Source organism: Pseudomonas sp. AS2.8 (assembly GCF_014190935.1).
Lineage (GTDB): Bacteria > Pseudomonadota > Gammaproteobacteria > Pseudomonadales > Pseudomonadaceae > Chryseomonas.
The window spans coordinates 728738-744524 of record NZ_JACHVV010000003.1; the positions used below are offsets into that span (position 1 = coordinate 728738).

The 15787-nt window shown below is 67.1% G+C and carries 14 protein-coding genes; 6 read left to right on the top strand and 8 right to left on the bottom strand.

Annotated elements, in window-relative coordinates; all coding sequences use genetic code 11:
- Nucleotides 1-7: 7 nt before the first annotated feature.
- The 7 genes from bioF to FHR73_RS15820 form a co-directional block, all read right to left on the bottom strand.
- On the bottom strand, nucleotides 8-1183 hold the full coding sequence (gene bioF, locus FHR73_RS15795) for an 8-amino-7-oxononanoate synthase (RefSeq protein WP_183632507.1): 1176 nt from the start codon (nucleotides 1181-1183) through the stop codon (nucleotides 8-10).
- A 147-nt stretch (nucleotides 1184-1330) separates the two neighbouring features.
- Nucleotides 1331-2380 (bottom strand): biotin synthase BioB, encoded by a 1050-nt coding sequence (gene bioB / locus FHR73_RS15800; protein WP_007159868.1) that lies wholly within the window; start codon nucleotides 2378-2380, stop codon nucleotides 1331-1333.
- A gap of 599 nt (nucleotides 2381-2979) precedes the next feature.
- Complete coding sequence (locus FHR73_RS15805) at nucleotides 2980-4530, bottom strand: phospholipase D family protein (protein ID WP_183632508.1); 1551 nt, start codon at nucleotides 4528-4530, stop codon at nucleotides 2980-2982.
- Nucleotides 4527-5807, bottom strand: a complete 1281-nt coding sequence (locus FHR73_RS15810) for an FAD-binding oxidoreductase (RefSeq protein ID WP_183632509.1) — start codon at nucleotides 5805-5807, stop codon at nucleotides 4527-4529. The genes FHR73_RS15805 and FHR73_RS15810 overlap by 4 nt, the downstream gene beginning before the upstream one ends.
- A 36-nt stretch (nucleotides 5808-5843) precedes the next feature.
- Complete coding sequence (locus tag FHR73_RS15815) at nucleotides 5844-6563, bottom strand: class I SAM-dependent methyltransferase (RefSeq protein WP_409258690.1); 720 nt, start codon at nucleotides 6561-6563, stop codon at nucleotides 5844-5846.
- Nucleotides 6503-6649: a hypothetical protein gene (locus tag FHR73_RS22850; RefSeq protein WP_409258684.1), complete on the bottom strand. Its 147-nt coding sequence runs from the start codon at nucleotides 6647-6649 to the stop codon at nucleotides 6503-6505. The genes FHR73_RS15815 and FHR73_RS22850 overlap by 61 nt, the downstream gene beginning before the upstream one ends.
- Before the next feature lie 67 nt (nucleotides 6650-6716).
- On the bottom strand, nucleotides 6717-7205 hold the full coding sequence (locus tag FHR73_RS15820; RefSeq protein ID WP_007159864.1) for an Lrp/AsnC ligand binding domain-containing protein: 489 nt from the start codon (nucleotides 7203-7205) through the stop codon (nucleotides 6717-6719).
- 157 nt (nucleotides 7206-7362) lie between these two features.
- Between FHR73_RS15820 and dadA the strand changes: the two genes are divergently transcribed.
- From dadA to FHR73_RS15840, 4 genes are all read left to right on the top strand, one after another.
- Nucleotides 7363-8661: a D-amino acid dehydrogenase gene (dadA, locus tag FHR73_RS15825; RefSeq protein WP_183632510.1), complete on the top strand. Its 1299-nt coding sequence runs from the start codon at nucleotides 7363-7365 to the stop codon at nucleotides 8659-8661.
- Nucleotides 8636-8992: a RidA family protein gene (locus FHR73_RS15830; protein WP_027597427.1), complete on the top strand. Its 357-nt coding sequence runs from the start codon at nucleotides 8636-8638 to the stop codon at nucleotides 8990-8992. Before dadA ends, FHR73_RS15830 begins: the two co-directional genes overlap by 26 nt.
- Before the next feature lie 93 nt (nucleotides 8993-9085).
- Nucleotides 9086-10156 (top strand): alanine racemase, encoded by a 1071-nt coding sequence (alr, locus tag FHR73_RS15835; RefSeq protein WP_183632511.1) that lies wholly within the window; start codon nucleotides 9086-9088, stop codon nucleotides 10154-10156.
- Between the two features lie 182 nt (nucleotides 10157-10338).
- Nucleotides 10339-10893 carry a cupin domain-containing protein gene (locus FHR73_RS15840; protein WP_183632512.1) on the top strand — a complete coding sequence of 185 codons (555 nt, stop codon included), beginning with the start codon at nucleotides 10339-10341 and terminating at the stop codon, nucleotides 10891-10893.
- 135 nt (nucleotides 10894-11028) lie between these two features.
- On the opposite strand, the gene FHR73_RS15845 is transcribed toward FHR73_RS15840, so the two are convergent.
- Nucleotides 11029-11580 carry a DinB family protein gene (locus FHR73_RS15845; RefSeq protein ID WP_183632513.1) on the bottom strand — a complete coding sequence of 184 codons (552 nt, stop codon included), beginning with the start codon at nucleotides 11578-11580 and terminating at the stop codon, nucleotides 11029-11031.
- A 147-nt stretch (nucleotides 11581-11727) separates the two neighbouring features.
- Between FHR73_RS15845 and FHR73_RS15850 the strand changes: the two genes are divergently transcribed.
- Together FHR73_RS15850 and FHR73_RS15855 are read left to right on the top strand one after the other, a co-directional pair.
- Entirely contained in the window at nucleotides 11728-12705 is a 978-nt protein-coding gene (locus tag FHR73_RS15850; protein ID WP_221191556.1) for a hypothetical protein, read from the top strand.
- 284 nt (nucleotides 12706-12989) lie between these two features.
- Nucleotides 12990-15590 carry a cellulase family glycosylhydrolase gene (locus tag FHR73_RS15855; RefSeq protein ID WP_183632515.1) on the top strand — a complete coding sequence of 867 codons (2601 nt, stop codon included), beginning with the start codon at nucleotides 12990-12992 and terminating at the stop codon, nucleotides 15588-15590.
- Nucleotides 15591-15787 lie beyond the last annotated feature (197 nt).

The window sequence follows — 15787 nt, forward strand, 5'->3', positions numbered from 1 at the left end:
GGGTCGGTCACTTATCCGCGTCAGGCGGTAATTCGGCCATGGCCTGGGCCAGAGCGTCGAGCAAGAGGTCCACGTGCGCTTCGCGATGGGCCGCCGTCAGGGTTACCCGCAGGCGGGCACTGCCGGCCGGTACGGTGGGCGGTCGAATGGCGGTGACCAGGATCCCGCGTCGGCGCAGGGCGGCGGAGAGTGCGAGGGCGCGCGCGCTGTCGCCGACCAGGATGGGCTGGATCGGCGTGGCGCTGAGCATAAGGTCCAGGCCGAGAGCCGTCGCGCCCCTGCGGAATCTCTGGATCAAAGTGTGCAGAAGCTCACGGCGCCAGCCTTCCGCGCGGACGAGCTGCAGGGCGGCGAGGGTGGCGCAGGCCACCGCCGGCGGCTGGCTGGTGGTGTAGATGTAGGGCCGGGCGAACTGGATCAGCGTCTCGATCAGTTCTTCGCTGCCGGCGACAAAGGCCCCGGCGGTACCGCAGGCCTTGCCCAGGGTGCCGACCAGCACCGGGACCTGGCTCTGGTCCAGGCCGAAGTGCTCGACGATGCCGCCGCCGGTTGCGCCCAAGGTGCCGATGCCGTGGGCGTCGTCCACCAGGGTCCAGGCGCCGTAACGCTGGGCGACCTGGCAGAGCTCGGGCAGGGCGGCCAGATCACCGTCCATGCTGAAGACCCCGTCGGTGACTACCAGAGTGTCGCCCTCGGCCTTGGCCAGGCGCGTGGCCAGGCTGGCGGGATCGTTGTGTAGATAGCGGCCGAAGCGCGCGCCGCTGAGCAGGCCGGCGTCGAGCAGGGAGGCATGGTTGAGGCGGTCTTCCAGCACGGTGTCGCCGCGCCCGACCAGGGCGGTGACCGACGCCAGGTTGGCCATGTAGCCAGTGGAAAACAGCAGGGCGCGCGGCCGGCCGGTGAGGTCGGCCAGGGCTTCTTCGACCTGGTGGTGCGGATCGCTGTGGCCGATCACCAGGTGCGAGGCGCCACCGCCCACGCCCCAGCGCTCGGCGCCCGCGCGCAGGGCGGCGATCACCTGGGGGTGATTGGCCAGGCCCAGGTAGTCGTTGCTGCAGAAGGCCAGCAGGGACTCGCCATCCACCACCACCTCGGGGCCCTGGGGCGCTTCCAGCAGCGGGCGGCGCCGGTAGAGGTGCTCGGCGTGACGCTGGGCCAGGCGGGCGGCGAGGTCGAAGGCCATGGAGGTTCTCGATCAGGTTGCAAGGCCCCTCACCCCAGCCCTCTCCCAGGGGGAGAGGGGGTTGGTCTAGCGCGGAGGTTGGCGGCAGGGTTTTGCCTCATCCCGGCCTTCTCCCGGGAGGAGAGGGGGAAGAGCGGGGCGTGAGGGTCAGGCGGTGGCGGCGTCGTAGAAGAGTTCGCTGTTGCGCTGTTCCACCAGGGCCTGCTCGATGGCGGCCTGGTGCACCTCGTCGGCGTGCTCTTCGCGGGCTTCGGGCTGGATGCCAAGGCGCGCGAACAGCTGCATGTCCTTGTCGGCCTGGGGATTGCCGGTGGTCAGCAGCTTCTCGCCGTAGAAGATGGAGTTGGCACCGGCCAGGAAGGCCAGGGACTGCATCTGCTCGTTCATCTGCTCGCGACCGGCTGACAGGCGCACATGCGACTTGGGCATGAGGATGCGCGCCACCGCCAGGGTGCGGATGAAGTCGAAGGGATCGACGTCCTTTTCCTCGGCCAGCGGGGTGCCCTGCACCTTGACCAGCATGTTGATCGGCACCGACTCGGGGTGCTCGGGCAGGTTGGCCAGCTGGATCAAGAGGCCGGCACGGTCATCCACCGACTCGCCCATGCCGAGGATGCCGCCGGAGCAGATCTTCATCCCGGCTTCGCGGACGTAGGCCAGGGTCTGCAGGCGCTCGCCGTAGGTGCGGGTGGTGATGATGTTGCCGTAGAACTCCGGCGAGGTGTCGAGGTTGTGGTTGTAGTAGTCCAGGCCGGCGTCGGCCAGGGCGCGGGTCTGCTCCTGGTCCAGGCGGCCGAGGGTCATGCAGGTCTCCAGGCCCAGCGCCTTGACGCCCTGCACCATCTGCAGGACATAGGGCATGTCCTTGGCGGACGGGTGCTTCCAGGCGGCGCCCATGCAGAAGCGGGTGGAGCCGATGGCCTTGGCCTCGGCGGCCGCCTCCAGCACCTTCTGCACCTCCATCAGCTTTTCCTTTTCCAGGCCGGTGTTGTAGTGGCCGGACTGGGGGCAGTACTTGCAGTCTTCCGGGCAGGCGCCGGTCTTGATCGACAGCAGGGTGGAGACCTGCACGCGATTGGGATCGAAGTGCTGGCGATGCACGCCCTGGGCCTGGAACAGCAGGTCGTTGAAGGGCTGCTGGAACAGGGCGCGGACTTCGGCGAGAGTCCAGTCGTGACGCAGGGCGGTAGCGCTCATGGGAGATCCTCGATGCAGGAGACGGCCGGGTGCCGGAGCGGGGCCGATGAATGCGGTCGACCTTAGCCGAAGTCCTGGTTGACTACTGCTCATAAAATGAGCAATTACCGGATTTTTTGCAGGGAGATTGATAGGGTCGCAGGTTGGATTGAGCGCTAGCGAAGGTGAATGGGGCTGGCATGGCGCTGGTTGTTGGGCTTCGACGGTGGAGCCGTCTCAACCCAACCTACGGTGCGGAGGAAGTGCGTAGGTTGGGTTGAGCGCCAGCGAAGCCCAACAGGGGCGTCTCGCCGTGGGTTGTTGGGCTTCGACGGTGGAGCCGTCTCACCCCAACCTACGGTCGGAGGAAGGGCGCAGTTTGGGTTGAGCGCCAGCGAAGCCCAACGGTGCTGGCACGGCGCTGGTTGTTGGGCTTCGACGGTGGAGCTGTCTCACCCCAACCTACGGTCGGAGGAAATACGTAGGTTGGGTTGAGCGCCAGCGAAGCCCAACAGGGCTGGCACGGCGCTGGTTGTTGGGCTTCGACGATGGAACCGTCTCAACCCAACCTACGAGCTAACCCCCTCTCCCTCCGGGAGAGGACTGGGGTGAGGGCGAAGCTAGAGCATCCGCTCCAGCCCTACCGCCTTGACCACCCAGGCATTGAAGCGACGCCAGGCGCTGCCCGGTTCGTGGTGCAGCACCCGGGGCTGACCGTCGCGTTCACTGACCCACTCCAGCCGCACCCGCCCGCGGTCCTCGACGCGCCTGACCGCATAGGAGACGCTCGGGTCCATGCCCTGCAGCATCAGCTGGCGCAGGCGACCGGTGAGGACCCGGCTGTCCACCAGGACGCCGACCTCGGTGTTCCACAGCACCGAGCGCGGATCGAAGTTGAAGGAGCCGATAAAGGACCAGCGCCCGTCGATGGCCATGGCCTTGCTGTGCAGGCTGGATTCGGATTCGCCAAAGCTGTAGGGCAGCGCGGATCGCTTCTGGTCCGGGCGGGCGCGCAGCTCATAGAGTTTGACCCCCTGGGCCAGCAGCGCCGCGCGATAGGGCGCGTAGCCGGCGTGCACGGCGGGCACGTCGGTGGCTTCCAGGGCATTGGTCAGCACCCGCACATCGACGCCGCGGGCGGCCAGGCCACCCAGGTAGGCGACGCCCTGATTCATCGGCACGAAGTAGGAAGAGACCAACAGCAGTTCGTGCTGGGCGCCATCCAGGGTCGGTTGCAACTGATGGGTGAGCAGCAGCTGCCAGTCCGGTTCGTCCTCGGCCAGCACCTTGCGCGGTGCATCCCAGAACGCCTGGGCGTGGGCCCAGGTCAACTCCCGCAGCCAGCCTTCGAGCTGGGGCGCGGTGGCATAGCGACGCAGGCGGTTGTACAGCGCCAGGTCGCGGGTGCGTTCGCTGTCGAGGTAGTGATGCAGCCGTGCGCGCAGTCGCACCAGGGCAGTGGGCGACGGGGCGAACCAGCGCAGCCGCCGGGCCGGCTGGCTCAGGGGGCTGTTCCAGTACTGGTCGAAGCTGGTGCCCAGCTGGCGTGCCACCGGACCGGCGGCGAGCAGGTCGAGATCGGTGAAGTTCATCTCCGGGCGGGCATCGAAGTATTCGTCGCCCAGGTTGCGTCCGCCGACGATGGCCACGCTGTCGTCGGCCAGCCACAGCTTGTTGTGCATGCGGCGGTGCTGATGGTTGAGATCCACCAGTCGACCCAGGGCCCGGGTCGGACCGGTGCTGCGGCCCAGGTGCAGCGGATTGAAGACGCGGATCTGCACATTGGGATGGGCCGCCAGCACGGCGATCTGGTAGTCGTTGCCGTCGCTGCTGGTGTCGTCGATGAGGAAGCGGATGCGCACACCGCGATCCGCCGCCTTGAGCAATTCGTTGACCAGCAGCCGCGTGGTCAGGCCGTCGTGGACGATGTAGTACTGGATGTCCAGGCTGCGCTGGGCCTTACGGATCAGCTCGGCGCGGGCGGTGAAGGCGTCGGTGCTGGTTTCCAGCAGGCGCAGACCCGACAGGCCCGGGTGGGCGGCGCCAGCCGCGCGTACCTGGCTGTCCAGGGCGGTGCCGGCGACCGGCAGCACCTGGGAGGCGTGGCGCGGAATCGGCGTGGCGCAGCCGGCCAGCAGCGCCAGCAGCAGGGGTACGACCAGGCGGATCACAGGCTGTCCTTGAGGCGATACCAGAGCATGCCCAGGGCCAGCAGTGGCGACCTCAGGTGGCGACCGCCGGGAAAGCGCGCATGGGGCACCCGGGCGAAGAGGTCGAAACCGGCCGACTGGGCCAGGATGGCCTCGGCCAGCAGGTGACCGGCCAGGTGGGTGGCGTTGACCCCATGACCGGCATAGGCCTGGGCATGGAAGACGTTGGGGTGCTCGCGCAGCCGGCCGATTTGCGGCAGGCGATTGGCGCCGATGCCGATCATGCCGCCCCAGGCGTAGTCGATGCGGACCCCGGCCAGTTCGGGAAAGACCTCCAGCATCTTCGGCCTCATGTAGCCGGCGATGTCCCTGGGATCGCGCCCCGAGTAGTGGCAGGCGCCGCCGAACAGCAGGCGGCGGTCGGCGGAGAGGCGGAAGTAGTCCACCGCCACGTTCTGGTCGCAGACCGCGCGATTGCCCGGCAACAGCCGCGCGGCGCGCTCGGCGGACAGCGGCTCGGTGGCGATCACATAGCTGCCGGCCGGCAGGACCTGGGCGGCGAGGTCAGGTTGCAGGTCGTCGATATAGGCGTTGCAGCAGAGCACCAGGGTGTCGGCGCTCACCCGGCCGCGGGCGGTGTGGACGCGCACCCGGGGGCCGTATTCCAGGCGGGTGACCTGGCTGTCTTCGTGCAGTTGCACGCCCAGCGCCCGGGCCGCAGCGGCTTCGCCGAGGGCCAGGTTGAGCGGATGCAGGTGGCCGGAGCCCTCGTCGATCAGGGCACCCTGGTAGCGCTCGGAGCCCACCACCTCGGCCAGCCGGGCCTTGGGCACCAGTCGCAGCGGATGGGGGTAGCCCAGGGCCTGCAGTGCGGCGTGCTCTTCCTGCAGGTGCTGCCAGTGGCGCGGCTTGTTGGCCAGGTCGGCGAAGCCCCAGGTGAGAGCACAGTCGATGTCATGACGGGCGATACGCTGGCGTACCAGATCCACCGCCTCGAAGCCCAGGCGCTTGAGTTCGCGCACCCCTTCGGCGCCAACGACCGGTTCGAATTGCTCGACGTCATGGCCGACGCCGCGGATCAGCTGGCCGCCGTTGCGGCCGCTGGCGCCCCAGCCGATGCGGCGGGCTTCCAGCAGCACCACCCGGGCGCCACGCTCGGCCAGCTCCAGAGCGGTATTGAGCCCGGAAAAGCCACCGCCGACCACGCAGACATCCGCCTGGACCTCGCCCTCCAGGGGCGGAAAGGCCAGTTCCAGATTGGCAGTGGCGGCGTAGTAGGAAGGCGCGTGGGGCTGCATGGAAGACGGCGGTCTGCTGGGGACAAGGGCGCCATGCTAAGCCGTCGGGCGGTGGGCGACCAGGGTAAAGCTCATCGGCAACTGGGCGGTCTGGCCGATGTAGCGGTCATAGTCGGCCTCGCGATTGGAGTGCGGATGCTCTTCCAGTCGTTGCAACCTCAGGCCGGCGTCCAGGCAGGCGGTGACGATGGCGCCCAGGGTGTGGATGTGCCAGTAGCTCGGCGCGCCCTGGCCGTGATCCAGGCCGTCGTAGGTTATGAGGTCCGTGCTGACCAGCGGCTCGCGGCGGAAGTAGCTGTAGCGCGGCACCAGCGGCTGGTCCGCGTGGGGCTCGAAGACTTCCAGGAAGGGATGGGTCTCGTAGATCACCAGGCGTCCGCCCGGTGCCAGCAGGCCCTGCACCGCGGCGAAGAAGGCCGGCAGGTCCGGCATCCAGTTCAGCACGCCGATGGTGATCAGCACCAGGTCGTGCTGGCCGAGCCCGGCGGGCAGGGCATAGATGTCGGCCGCCACCAGCCGCGGCGCCAGGCCCGCCGCCGCGGCCTTCCTCGCCCTGGGCGAGGAAGGCCGCGACTGGTCGATGCCCAGGGCGGGGCGGGCGCCGAAGGACGCCAGGGAAAGCAGTTCGCGAGCGTTGTTGCAGCCGACCTGGGCGCAACTCAGGCCGCGGATATCCAGTTCGGTGAGGGTGGCGGTCAGGCAGGCATCGAGGACCGAAAAGCCGGCTGAGCGGCCTGTTCCAGCAGGCGCTGCCAGTCCTCGCCCTGGGCATGCAGCGGCGCCGACAGCTCCCAGGCCTGGCGATTGGCGGCGGTGATGAGCTGACGCTGGCGGGGATCCATGGGCGGCCTCCTTGGCTGTCGATGCAAAACCCGCAGCCTAGACCGTGATCCCCGGGGTCGTCAGCCGTTAGTCCGGCACCGGCAGGCTCAGGGTCTCCTTGATCTCTTCCATCACGATGTAGCTCTTCGATTCGCGCACATGAGGCAGCTTGAGCAGGATGTCGCCGAGCAGCTTGCGATAGGAGGCCATCTCCGAGATGCGCGCCTTGACCAGGTAGTCGAATTCGCCGGAGACCAGATGGCATTCCAGCACCTGGGGCAGCTTGAGCACGGCGCGGCGGAATTCCTCGAAGGTGTCGCCGGACTTGTAGTCCAGGCTCAGCTCGACGAACACCAGCAGCCCGGCCTTGAGGTGCTGCGGATTGAGGCGGGCGTTGTAGCCCTGGATGATGCCCTCGCGCTCCAGGCGGCGGACGCGCTCGGTGCAGGGCGTGGTGGACAGCCCCACCCGTTCGCCCAGCTCGGTGAAGGAGATGCGGCCATCGTCCTGGAGGATGCGCAGGATGTTGCGGTCGATCTTGTCCAGCTCGCGTCTGGCCTGGTGATGGGTACGCATCGCGGGGGTCTCTGCCAAAGGGGTCTTTACCGGAAAATTACTCCGAATATAGGCAATTCTTCAGTGATTAGCACTGCGAGCCGCTTTCTATACTTGCCGTATCTGCCTTCATTCCGACCAAAGCCGGCGAAATCCTCTCACCGGCCAGGAGCTAGCGATGCGTGTACTGGTTTTGGGGAGCGGCGTCATCGGCACGACCAGCGCCTACTATCTGGCCCGTCAGGGTTTCGAGGTGGTCGTGGTCGATCGCCAGGCCGGTCCCGCCCTGGAGACCAGTCATGCCAACGCCGGTCAGGTCTCGCCTGGCTATGCCTCGCCCTGGGCCGCGCCCGGCGTGCCGCTCAAGGCGCTGAAGTGGCTGTTCCAGAAGCATGCGCCCCTGGCCATCCGCCTGACCGGTGACAGCAGCCAGTACCTGTGGATGGCGCAGATGCTGCGCAACTGCACCGCGGCCCGCTATGCGGTCAACAAGGAGCGCATGGTGCGGCTGTCCGAATACAGCCGCGACTGCCTCGACGAGCTGCGCCAGGACACCGGCATCGCCTACGAAGGCCGCCAGCTGGGCACCACCCAGATCTTCCGCACCCAGCAGCAGGTCGAGGCCGCGGCCAAGGATATCGCCGTGCTGGAGCGTTCCGGCGTGCCCTTCGAGCTGCTCGACCGCGACGGCGTGGCCCGGGTCGAACCGGCGCTGGCGGCGGTCAAGCACAAGCTGGCCGGCGGTCTGCGCCTGCCCAACGACCAGACCGGCGACTGCTTCCTGTTCACCAATCGTCTGGCCGAGGAAGCCCGCCGTCTGGGCGTGGAATTCCGCTTCGGCGCCGAGATCCAGCAACTCAGCGCCAATGGCGATCACATCGATGGCGTCAGGGTCGATGGCGAACTGCTCACCGCCGATCACTACGTCCTGGCCCTGGGCAGCTATTCGCCGCAACTGCTGGCACCCCTGGGCATCCGCGCGCCGGTCTATCCTCTCAAGGGCTATTCGCTGACGGTGCCCATCGTTGATGCCGCCATGGCACCGACCTCGACCATCCTTGACGAGACCTACAAGGTCGCCATCACCCGCTTCGACGATCGCATCCGCGTCGGCGGCATGGCCGAGATCTGCGGCTTCGACCTGAACCTGGATCCGCGCCGCCGCGCGACCCTGGAAATGATCACCGGCGACCTCTATCCTCGCGGCGGTGACCTCGCCCGGGCCAGCTTCTGGACCGGTCTGCGACCCGCCACCCCGGATGGGACCCCCATCGTCGGTGCCACCCGCTATCGCAACCTGTTCCTCAACACCGGGCACGGGACGCTGGGCTGGACCATGGCCTGCGGCTCCGGTCGCCTGCTGGCCGATCTGATCGCCCGCAAGCAGCCGCAGATCAGCGCCGAGGGTCTCGACATCTCCCGTTATTCCGCTACCCAGGAGTCCCCGCGCAATGCCCGTACAGCGTCTGCACACTGATCGCCGCCTGAGCGAAATCAATATCCACAACGGCACCGTCTACCTGGCCGGCCAGCTGGCCGACGACTTTTCCGGCGACATCTATCAGCAGACCCGCGAGACCCTGGCCAACGTCGACAAATTTCTCGCCGAGGCCGGCAGCGACAAGCAGCACATCCTGGTGGTGACTATCTTCCTGCGCGACATCGCCCTGCACTTCGAGGGCATGAACCGCGCCTGGGACGAATGGGCCGCCCAGGGCGCCACTCCGGGTCGCACCACGGTCGAAGCCAAGCTGGCCAAGCCGGACATCTTGGTGGAGATGAACGTCATCGCCGCCGTCAAGGCGTAAGGCCGCTACTCCCCCCTCTCCCCTGGGAGAGGGCCGGGGTGAGGGCGCTGTCCAGCCCTCCTGTCCCTCACTCTTCCCTTGCCGAGACCTCCCATGCGTCCCGCCCGCGCCGTCATCGACCTCGCCGCCCTGCGCCAGAACTACCGCCTGGCCCGTGAACTCTCCGACGCCCGTGCCCTGGCGGTGATCAAGGCCGATGCCTATGGCCATGGCGCGGTAACCGTGGCCAGTGCCCTGGCCAAGGAGGCCGACGGCTTTGCCGTGGCCTGCATCGAGGAGGCCCTGGAGCTGCGCGCCGGCGGGATCCGTGCGCCCATCCTGCTACTGGAAGGCTTCTTCGGCATCGACGAATTGCCGCTGATCGCCGAGCACGACCTCTGGACGGTGATCCACGCCGACTGGCAGCTGGAGGCCCTGGAGCGGACTGCCCTGACGCGGCCGCTGCAGGTCTGGCTGAAGCTGGATTCGGGCATGCACCGGGTCGGCTTCTTTCCCCAGGACTATGCCGCCGCCTACCGGCGACTGCTGGCCAGCGGCAAGGTCAGCGGCATCGTCAAGCTGACCCACTTCGCCCGCGCCGACGAACCGGACAGCCCGGCCACTGCGGCGCAGATCGCCACCTTCCGCGCGGCCACCGAGGGCCTGCCCGGTCCCACCAGCCTGCGCAATTCGCCGGCGACCTTGGGCTGGCCCCAGGCGGCCGGCGACTGGGTGCGCCCCGGGCTGATGCTCTATGGCGTCTCGCCCTTCGCCACGCCCCAGGCCGCCGCCGAACGACTGCAACCGGTGATGACCCTGACCTCCCGGGTGATCGCCGTGCGCGAACTGCCGGCCGGCGAGCCGGTGGGCTATGGCGCCCACTTCGTCACCACCGGGCCGACCCGGGTCGGGGTGGTCGCCCTGGGCTATGCCGACGGTTATCCGCGCCATGCGCCCAACGGTACCCCGGTGGCCATCGAAGGCCGCCCCGGCCAGCTGATCGGCCGGGTATCCATGGACATGCTCACCGTCGACCTCACCGATCATCCCCAGGCCGGGGTGGGCAGCGAGGTGGAATTCTGGGGTCAGCAGGTGTCGGTGGCGGACCTGGCCGAGCGCTGCGACACCATCCCCTACCAGTTGCTGTGCAACCTCAAGCGGGTGGCGCGCAGCTATCGCGACTAGGCCCTGGGCAGGGCCTCCGGGCGCTGCCGCGGCCAGGCGAGCGCCACCCGGGGGCCGCACGTCCGCCGTGGTGTTGTAAATCTCGAACAGCGTTGCCATGATGCCGAACACCGTGCCGCGGCACGCCTTCAGCGCGTGGCCTGGCCACGTCTCACCCGCCTGCTCGAGGAGTCTTTCCCACCTTGGACGTCGGTGCCCGCCTGCAAACCATCCGTACCCTCAAGGGCCTCTCCCAGCGCGAACTCGCCAAGCGTGCCGGGGTGACCAACAGCACCATCTCGATGATCGAGAAGAACAGCGTCAGCCCCTCCATCAGCTCGCTGAAAAAGGTGCTGGCCGGCATTCCCATGTCCCTGGTGGAGTTCTTTTCCCTGGACCTGGAGCAGGACACGCCGACCCAGGTGGTCTATCGCGCCAATGAGCTCATCGACATCTCCAGCGGTGCCCAGACCGTGCGCATGCGCCTGGTCGGCCGGGCTCATCCCAGTCGCGCCCTGGCCTTTCTCGACGAGACCTATCCACCCGGCGCCGACACCGGCGAAGAGATGTATGCCCATGAAGGCGAGGAGGCCGGCCTGGTGGTGGAAGGTCGCCTGGAGCTGACCGTTGGCGGCGAGGTCCACATCCTCGAACCCGGCGACAGCTATTACTTCGAAAGCAGCCGTCCGCACCGCTTCCGCAACCCCTTCGAAGCCCCCGCCCGGCTGATCAGCGCAACCACGCCAGCGAATTTCTAAGCACTCGCAGCTCGGCGGTCGTAGGGTGGAAAACGGCGTAGCCTTTTCCGCTGGAGGGCGGTGTCTGGGGGCGGCCCTCACCCCAACACTGCCGCCACGCTAAGGGCTGTTGGGCTTCGCTGCGCTCAACCCAGCCTACGGGGCGATTCCCCACAACTCTCCTTCATCGATCCCCAAGGCCGCCAGCTCCGCCCGGCGTAGCGGTTCGTCCTGGGCGAGAAAGAATTCGTCCAGTTGCGGCGGCGCCACGCCGCTGGCCAGGAGCAGGGCGTGGGCCTGGCCGCGGTGGTGCAGCTGGTGCACGAAGAGATGCTGCAAGGTGCGCAGTCGACCTTCCCGTACTGGGCCGCTGGCGCGGGGCAGGGTGATGAGCTGGGTCAGTTGCGGCGGACCGAGGCTGCGGCACAGGGCGATGAGACGCTGGTCACTGGCGATCTGGGCCGCACTCAGCGTCGCTAGGTCGGGCCAGTCCGTATCATGGTAGGGGCGGGGCTGGTCATGCAGGGCATCGAGATAGAAGCGATCCACGTCGAGCAGATGGCCGAGCAGGGCCCAGAGCGAGCCGAAGAAGGCGGCGGGTTGGGGCGCCCGCAGGGCGGTGACCGGCAGTAGGGCGCAGGCTGCCAACAGGCGATGGTTCGACCAGCGATTGTTGCAGGCCTGGGCCAGCAGCAGGGGGGTGGTCATGGCAGGTCCTCGGCAAGGCGCGCGGACACCTACTGTAACCTGCGGCGATGTGGCGGAGGTCGCAGCCTGGACACCCTTGGCATTGAGCCGCTGCCGGCACTTTGCCATGCTCCGCCGCTCTGCTCTTTATCTGCAAGGATGCGCCCGATGCCTAGAATTTCGCCCTGGTTGGGCCTGGTCGCCGCCCTGTGCCTGGGTGCTCCGGTCCGGGCCGCGGAATCCGTCGCCCTGCCCGACCTGCCCTACATCCCCCTGGGCGTGGTCGGCCACGACAACAACGCCGCCTATCCCGATGCGCAGATGGAAAGGCGCCTGCAGCTGCTCGACCGCTACAACCTGCGCAGCTATCGCTCGGGTGAATTCCTGCTCCTGGATCTGCCACGCCTGGATCGCCTGGTGGCCCTGGCCCGCCAGTACCGCATCACCCTGCGACCGGTGATCACCCAGCAACTGACCCAGGCCCAGGCCTATGCCCTGGCCAAGCGCTACGCCAAGGACATCAAGGTCTGGGAGATCGGCAACGAGCAGGACTATTCGCGGGTCGGCGCCAGCATCCGCATCAGTCGCCTGGTGGACATCTATCGCGGTATCCGCCGCGCCTCCGACGAACTGAACGCCGGTCTCGAGACCACCATCAACGTGATGTCCTGCAATCCCGACGACCGGGGCGCCAAGGCCCGTTGCCCGGGCGATCGCCTGGGTTCCATGTGGTTTCTCGATCAGGCCCGGGCCGCCGGTTTCGCCTTCGACTACATCAGCTTCCACTACTACCCGCACTACCACGATCGCGGTCGCTGGATGGATCTCTACCTGGGGCAGATGCGCGCCATGGCGGAAAAATACCGGACGCGGATCTTCTTCAACGAGGTCAATTGCGGCGAGATCTACCAAGGCGCCACCGATGGCGGTCGGCCGGGCGATCGAGGCTGCCATGACAGCCTCGAAGCCATCCTGTCCGAACTCAATGGGCGCTATCGCGACATCGTCCGCGAGATCAACGTCTACGAATTGCTCGACGAGCCGACCCATCCGATTGCCCATGAGCGTCACTTCGGGCTGATGTACGACCTGGACCGCCCAAAACCGGTCATGGAACTGATCCGCCGCTATGCCGGCCAGCCCTGAGCCGCCAGAAAGCGGACAAACCTGACTTCACCGCCTGGATAGGTTCCTCGGGTGACCGAAGGGTCACCGACGAACGGTTGCCAAAGTGCCATCATCAGCACCGTACATCTGGCAAAACGCTGCGTTTACCCCTGCTTCGTGATGGCACGGGTTCTTATTGGTCTAGCGCTTGCACTAGGCTTTGCAGGTGCTAGGGAAACGATCTTCCCCGGCAGTTTTCCTGCTGTACCGAGGTGGGATGCACGGATCGAATCGCGCACCTCGGCCTATCTGGTTCCTTCTTGATGACAATCCTTAGCTCCATCTCCCGCCGCCTGCCGCGTCAGGCGCTGCTCTTGCCTGCCCTGTTCGCCACCGCTTCGCTTGCCACCTCCGCCCAGGCCGTTGACCTGGTCGGTCTCAACTTCTCCGGCGCCACCTTCGCCGCCCAGGTACTGCCCGGTGTCAACGACCGCAACTTCATCTTCCCGGCCGAGAGCCATTTCCAGCAGTGGAGCGCCAAGGGCGTGAAGCTGGTGCGCTTCCCCATTCTCTGGGAGCGCCTGCAATCGTCCATGGGAGCCAATCTCGATCCCACCTACGCCGGCCTGATCGATCGCACCCTGGGCTACGCCCAGAAGTACGGCGTCAAGGTCATCCTCGATCTGCACAATTACGCCCGCTACCAGGGCAAGGTCATCGGCGCGGGCGAAATCCCCTACGAGGCCTTCCAGAATCTCATGACCCGTGTCGCTCAGCGCTGGGGCACCCATGCGGCGCTCTATGGCTACGACATCATGAACGAGCCCCACGACGCCGTGAGCAACTGGCCGACCGCCGCCCAGTACGGCATCAATGGCGTGCGCGCGGTCGATTCGACCCACCCGATCTTCGTCGAAGGCAACGGCTGGGCCGACACCACCCGCTGGCCGCAGTGGAACGATACGCTGCTCAAGCTCAACGATCCGGCCAACAACCTGATCTTCATGGCCCAGGCCTTCTTCGACACCAGCCTGAGCGTGGCGACCCTCTCGCCCAGCTATGGCGTCGAGCGCCTCAAGCCCTTCGTCACCTGGCTCAAGGCCAACAACAAGCGCGGCTTCATCGGCGGCTTCGGCGTACCTGACACGGATGCGCGCTGGTTGCCCATTCTCGACGGCATGCTGGCCTATCTGAAGCAGAACTGTATTCCGGCCACCTACTGGGCCGCCGGCCCGGGCTGGGGCACCTACAACCAGGCGGTCGAGCCGATCAATGGCAAGGAGCGTCCGCAGTGGGCGGTGCTGGCCAAGTACCTGGACAAGGACAGCTGCGCCGGCATCGGCCCGCAGGTGACCCCGACTGCCGCCACGCCAGCCAAGACCGAGACCGCCACGGGCGGCACGACCGCGGGCACCACCGGCGGGACCGGGGCCACCGGCACGACCGGAGCCACTGCCGGCACCACCACCGGCGCCACGCCGGCGACGGGTACCAGCACCACGGGCACCACCGCAGGCAGCACGCCCATGGCTGGCGCCGTCACCGGCACCACCGCCAATGCCGCGACCTCGTCCAAGCTGACCACCGTCGAGCAGCTCTACCTGGCCTACTACGGCCGGGCCGCCGATGCCGGCGGCCTCAACTACTGGGCCTCGCGCCTGGCCAGCGACATGAGCGTCGAACAACTGGCGGCCAACTTCGCCGGCAACAGCGAATCGACCGCCCTCTATGGCTCGCTGAGCGGTCCGGCCCTGGTCAACCAGGTCTACCAGAACCTCTATGGCCGCAGCGCTGACAGCAGCGGCAGCGCCTACTGGACCAGTCGCCTGACCAACGGCGTCACCTCGCGCGCCAACCTGCCGCTGGAGGTCATGCGTGGTGCCGCGGGCGACGACAAGACCGCCTTCGACAAGAAGGTGAGCACCGCCCTGGCCCAGGGCACCACCACGACCACGCCGACCCCCGCGGCCAGCGTGCAACCGGTGCAGAACGTGGTTCAGCCCGTTGCCAGTGGCAACGTCTCCTCGGCGCCGTTGACCGGCTACAAGAACATCCCCCTGGGGGTGGTCGGGCACGACAACAGCGCCGCCTATCCGCCTGCCGAGATGGAGGCCCGTCTGCAGCTACTGGCGGCGCGCAATCTGCGCACCTATCGCTCCGGCGAGTACCTGGTGACCAACCTGCCCGAGCTGGATCGGCTGGTGTCCCTGGCCCGCAAGTACAACATCACCCTGCGGCCGGTGATCACCCACAAGCTGACCCAGGCGCAGGCCTATACCCTGGCCAAGCGCTACGCCAACGACATCAAGATCTGGGAGATCGGCAACGAGCAGGACTACGCCAAGGCCGGTGCGCAGGACCGCATCAACACCCTGGTCGGCATCTATCGCGGCATCAAGCAGGCCTCGGATGAACTGGGCGCCAACCTCAAGACCACCATCAACGTGATGGCGTGCAACTCGGATGATCGCACCACCACCTCACGTTGCCCGGGTGATCGCAATGGGGCCATGTGGTTCCTCGACCAGGCCAAGGCGTCGGGCTTCAACTTCGACTACATCAGCTTCCACTACTACCCCTATGTCGACGACAAGGGCTACTGGATGGACATGTACCTGGGCCAGATACGCGCCATGGCCACCAAGTACAAGACCAAGGTGTTTTTCAACGAGATGAACTGCGGCAACGTCTACCAGGGCAACACCGACGGCGGCCGTGACGGCGATCGGGCCTGCTACGACAGCGTCAAGCAGATGCTCACGGTGCTCAACACCAGCTACAGGGACGTGGTGGCCGAGATCAACGTCTACGAACTGCTCGACGAGCCGACCCTCTCGGTGGTCCACGAGCGCCATTTCGGGATGATGTACGACCTCAAGCGTCCCAAGCCGATCTTCGACATGGTGACCAGCTTCGCCAAGTAAGACCCCGGCGCGGCCTGACCACCGCCCCCGCTGCCTGACCGGTAGCGGGGGCGGTGTCGTTTTGGGGGTAGGAATAGGGGGGGAGGGTGTCGGTCCGGCGTGGGGCGGGCCCTCACCCTGACCCTCTCCCGGGGGGAGAGGGAACTGATCGGCCTGGGGCGAAGCCTGGGATGACTTCGGACGCCCCTTCTCCCTCC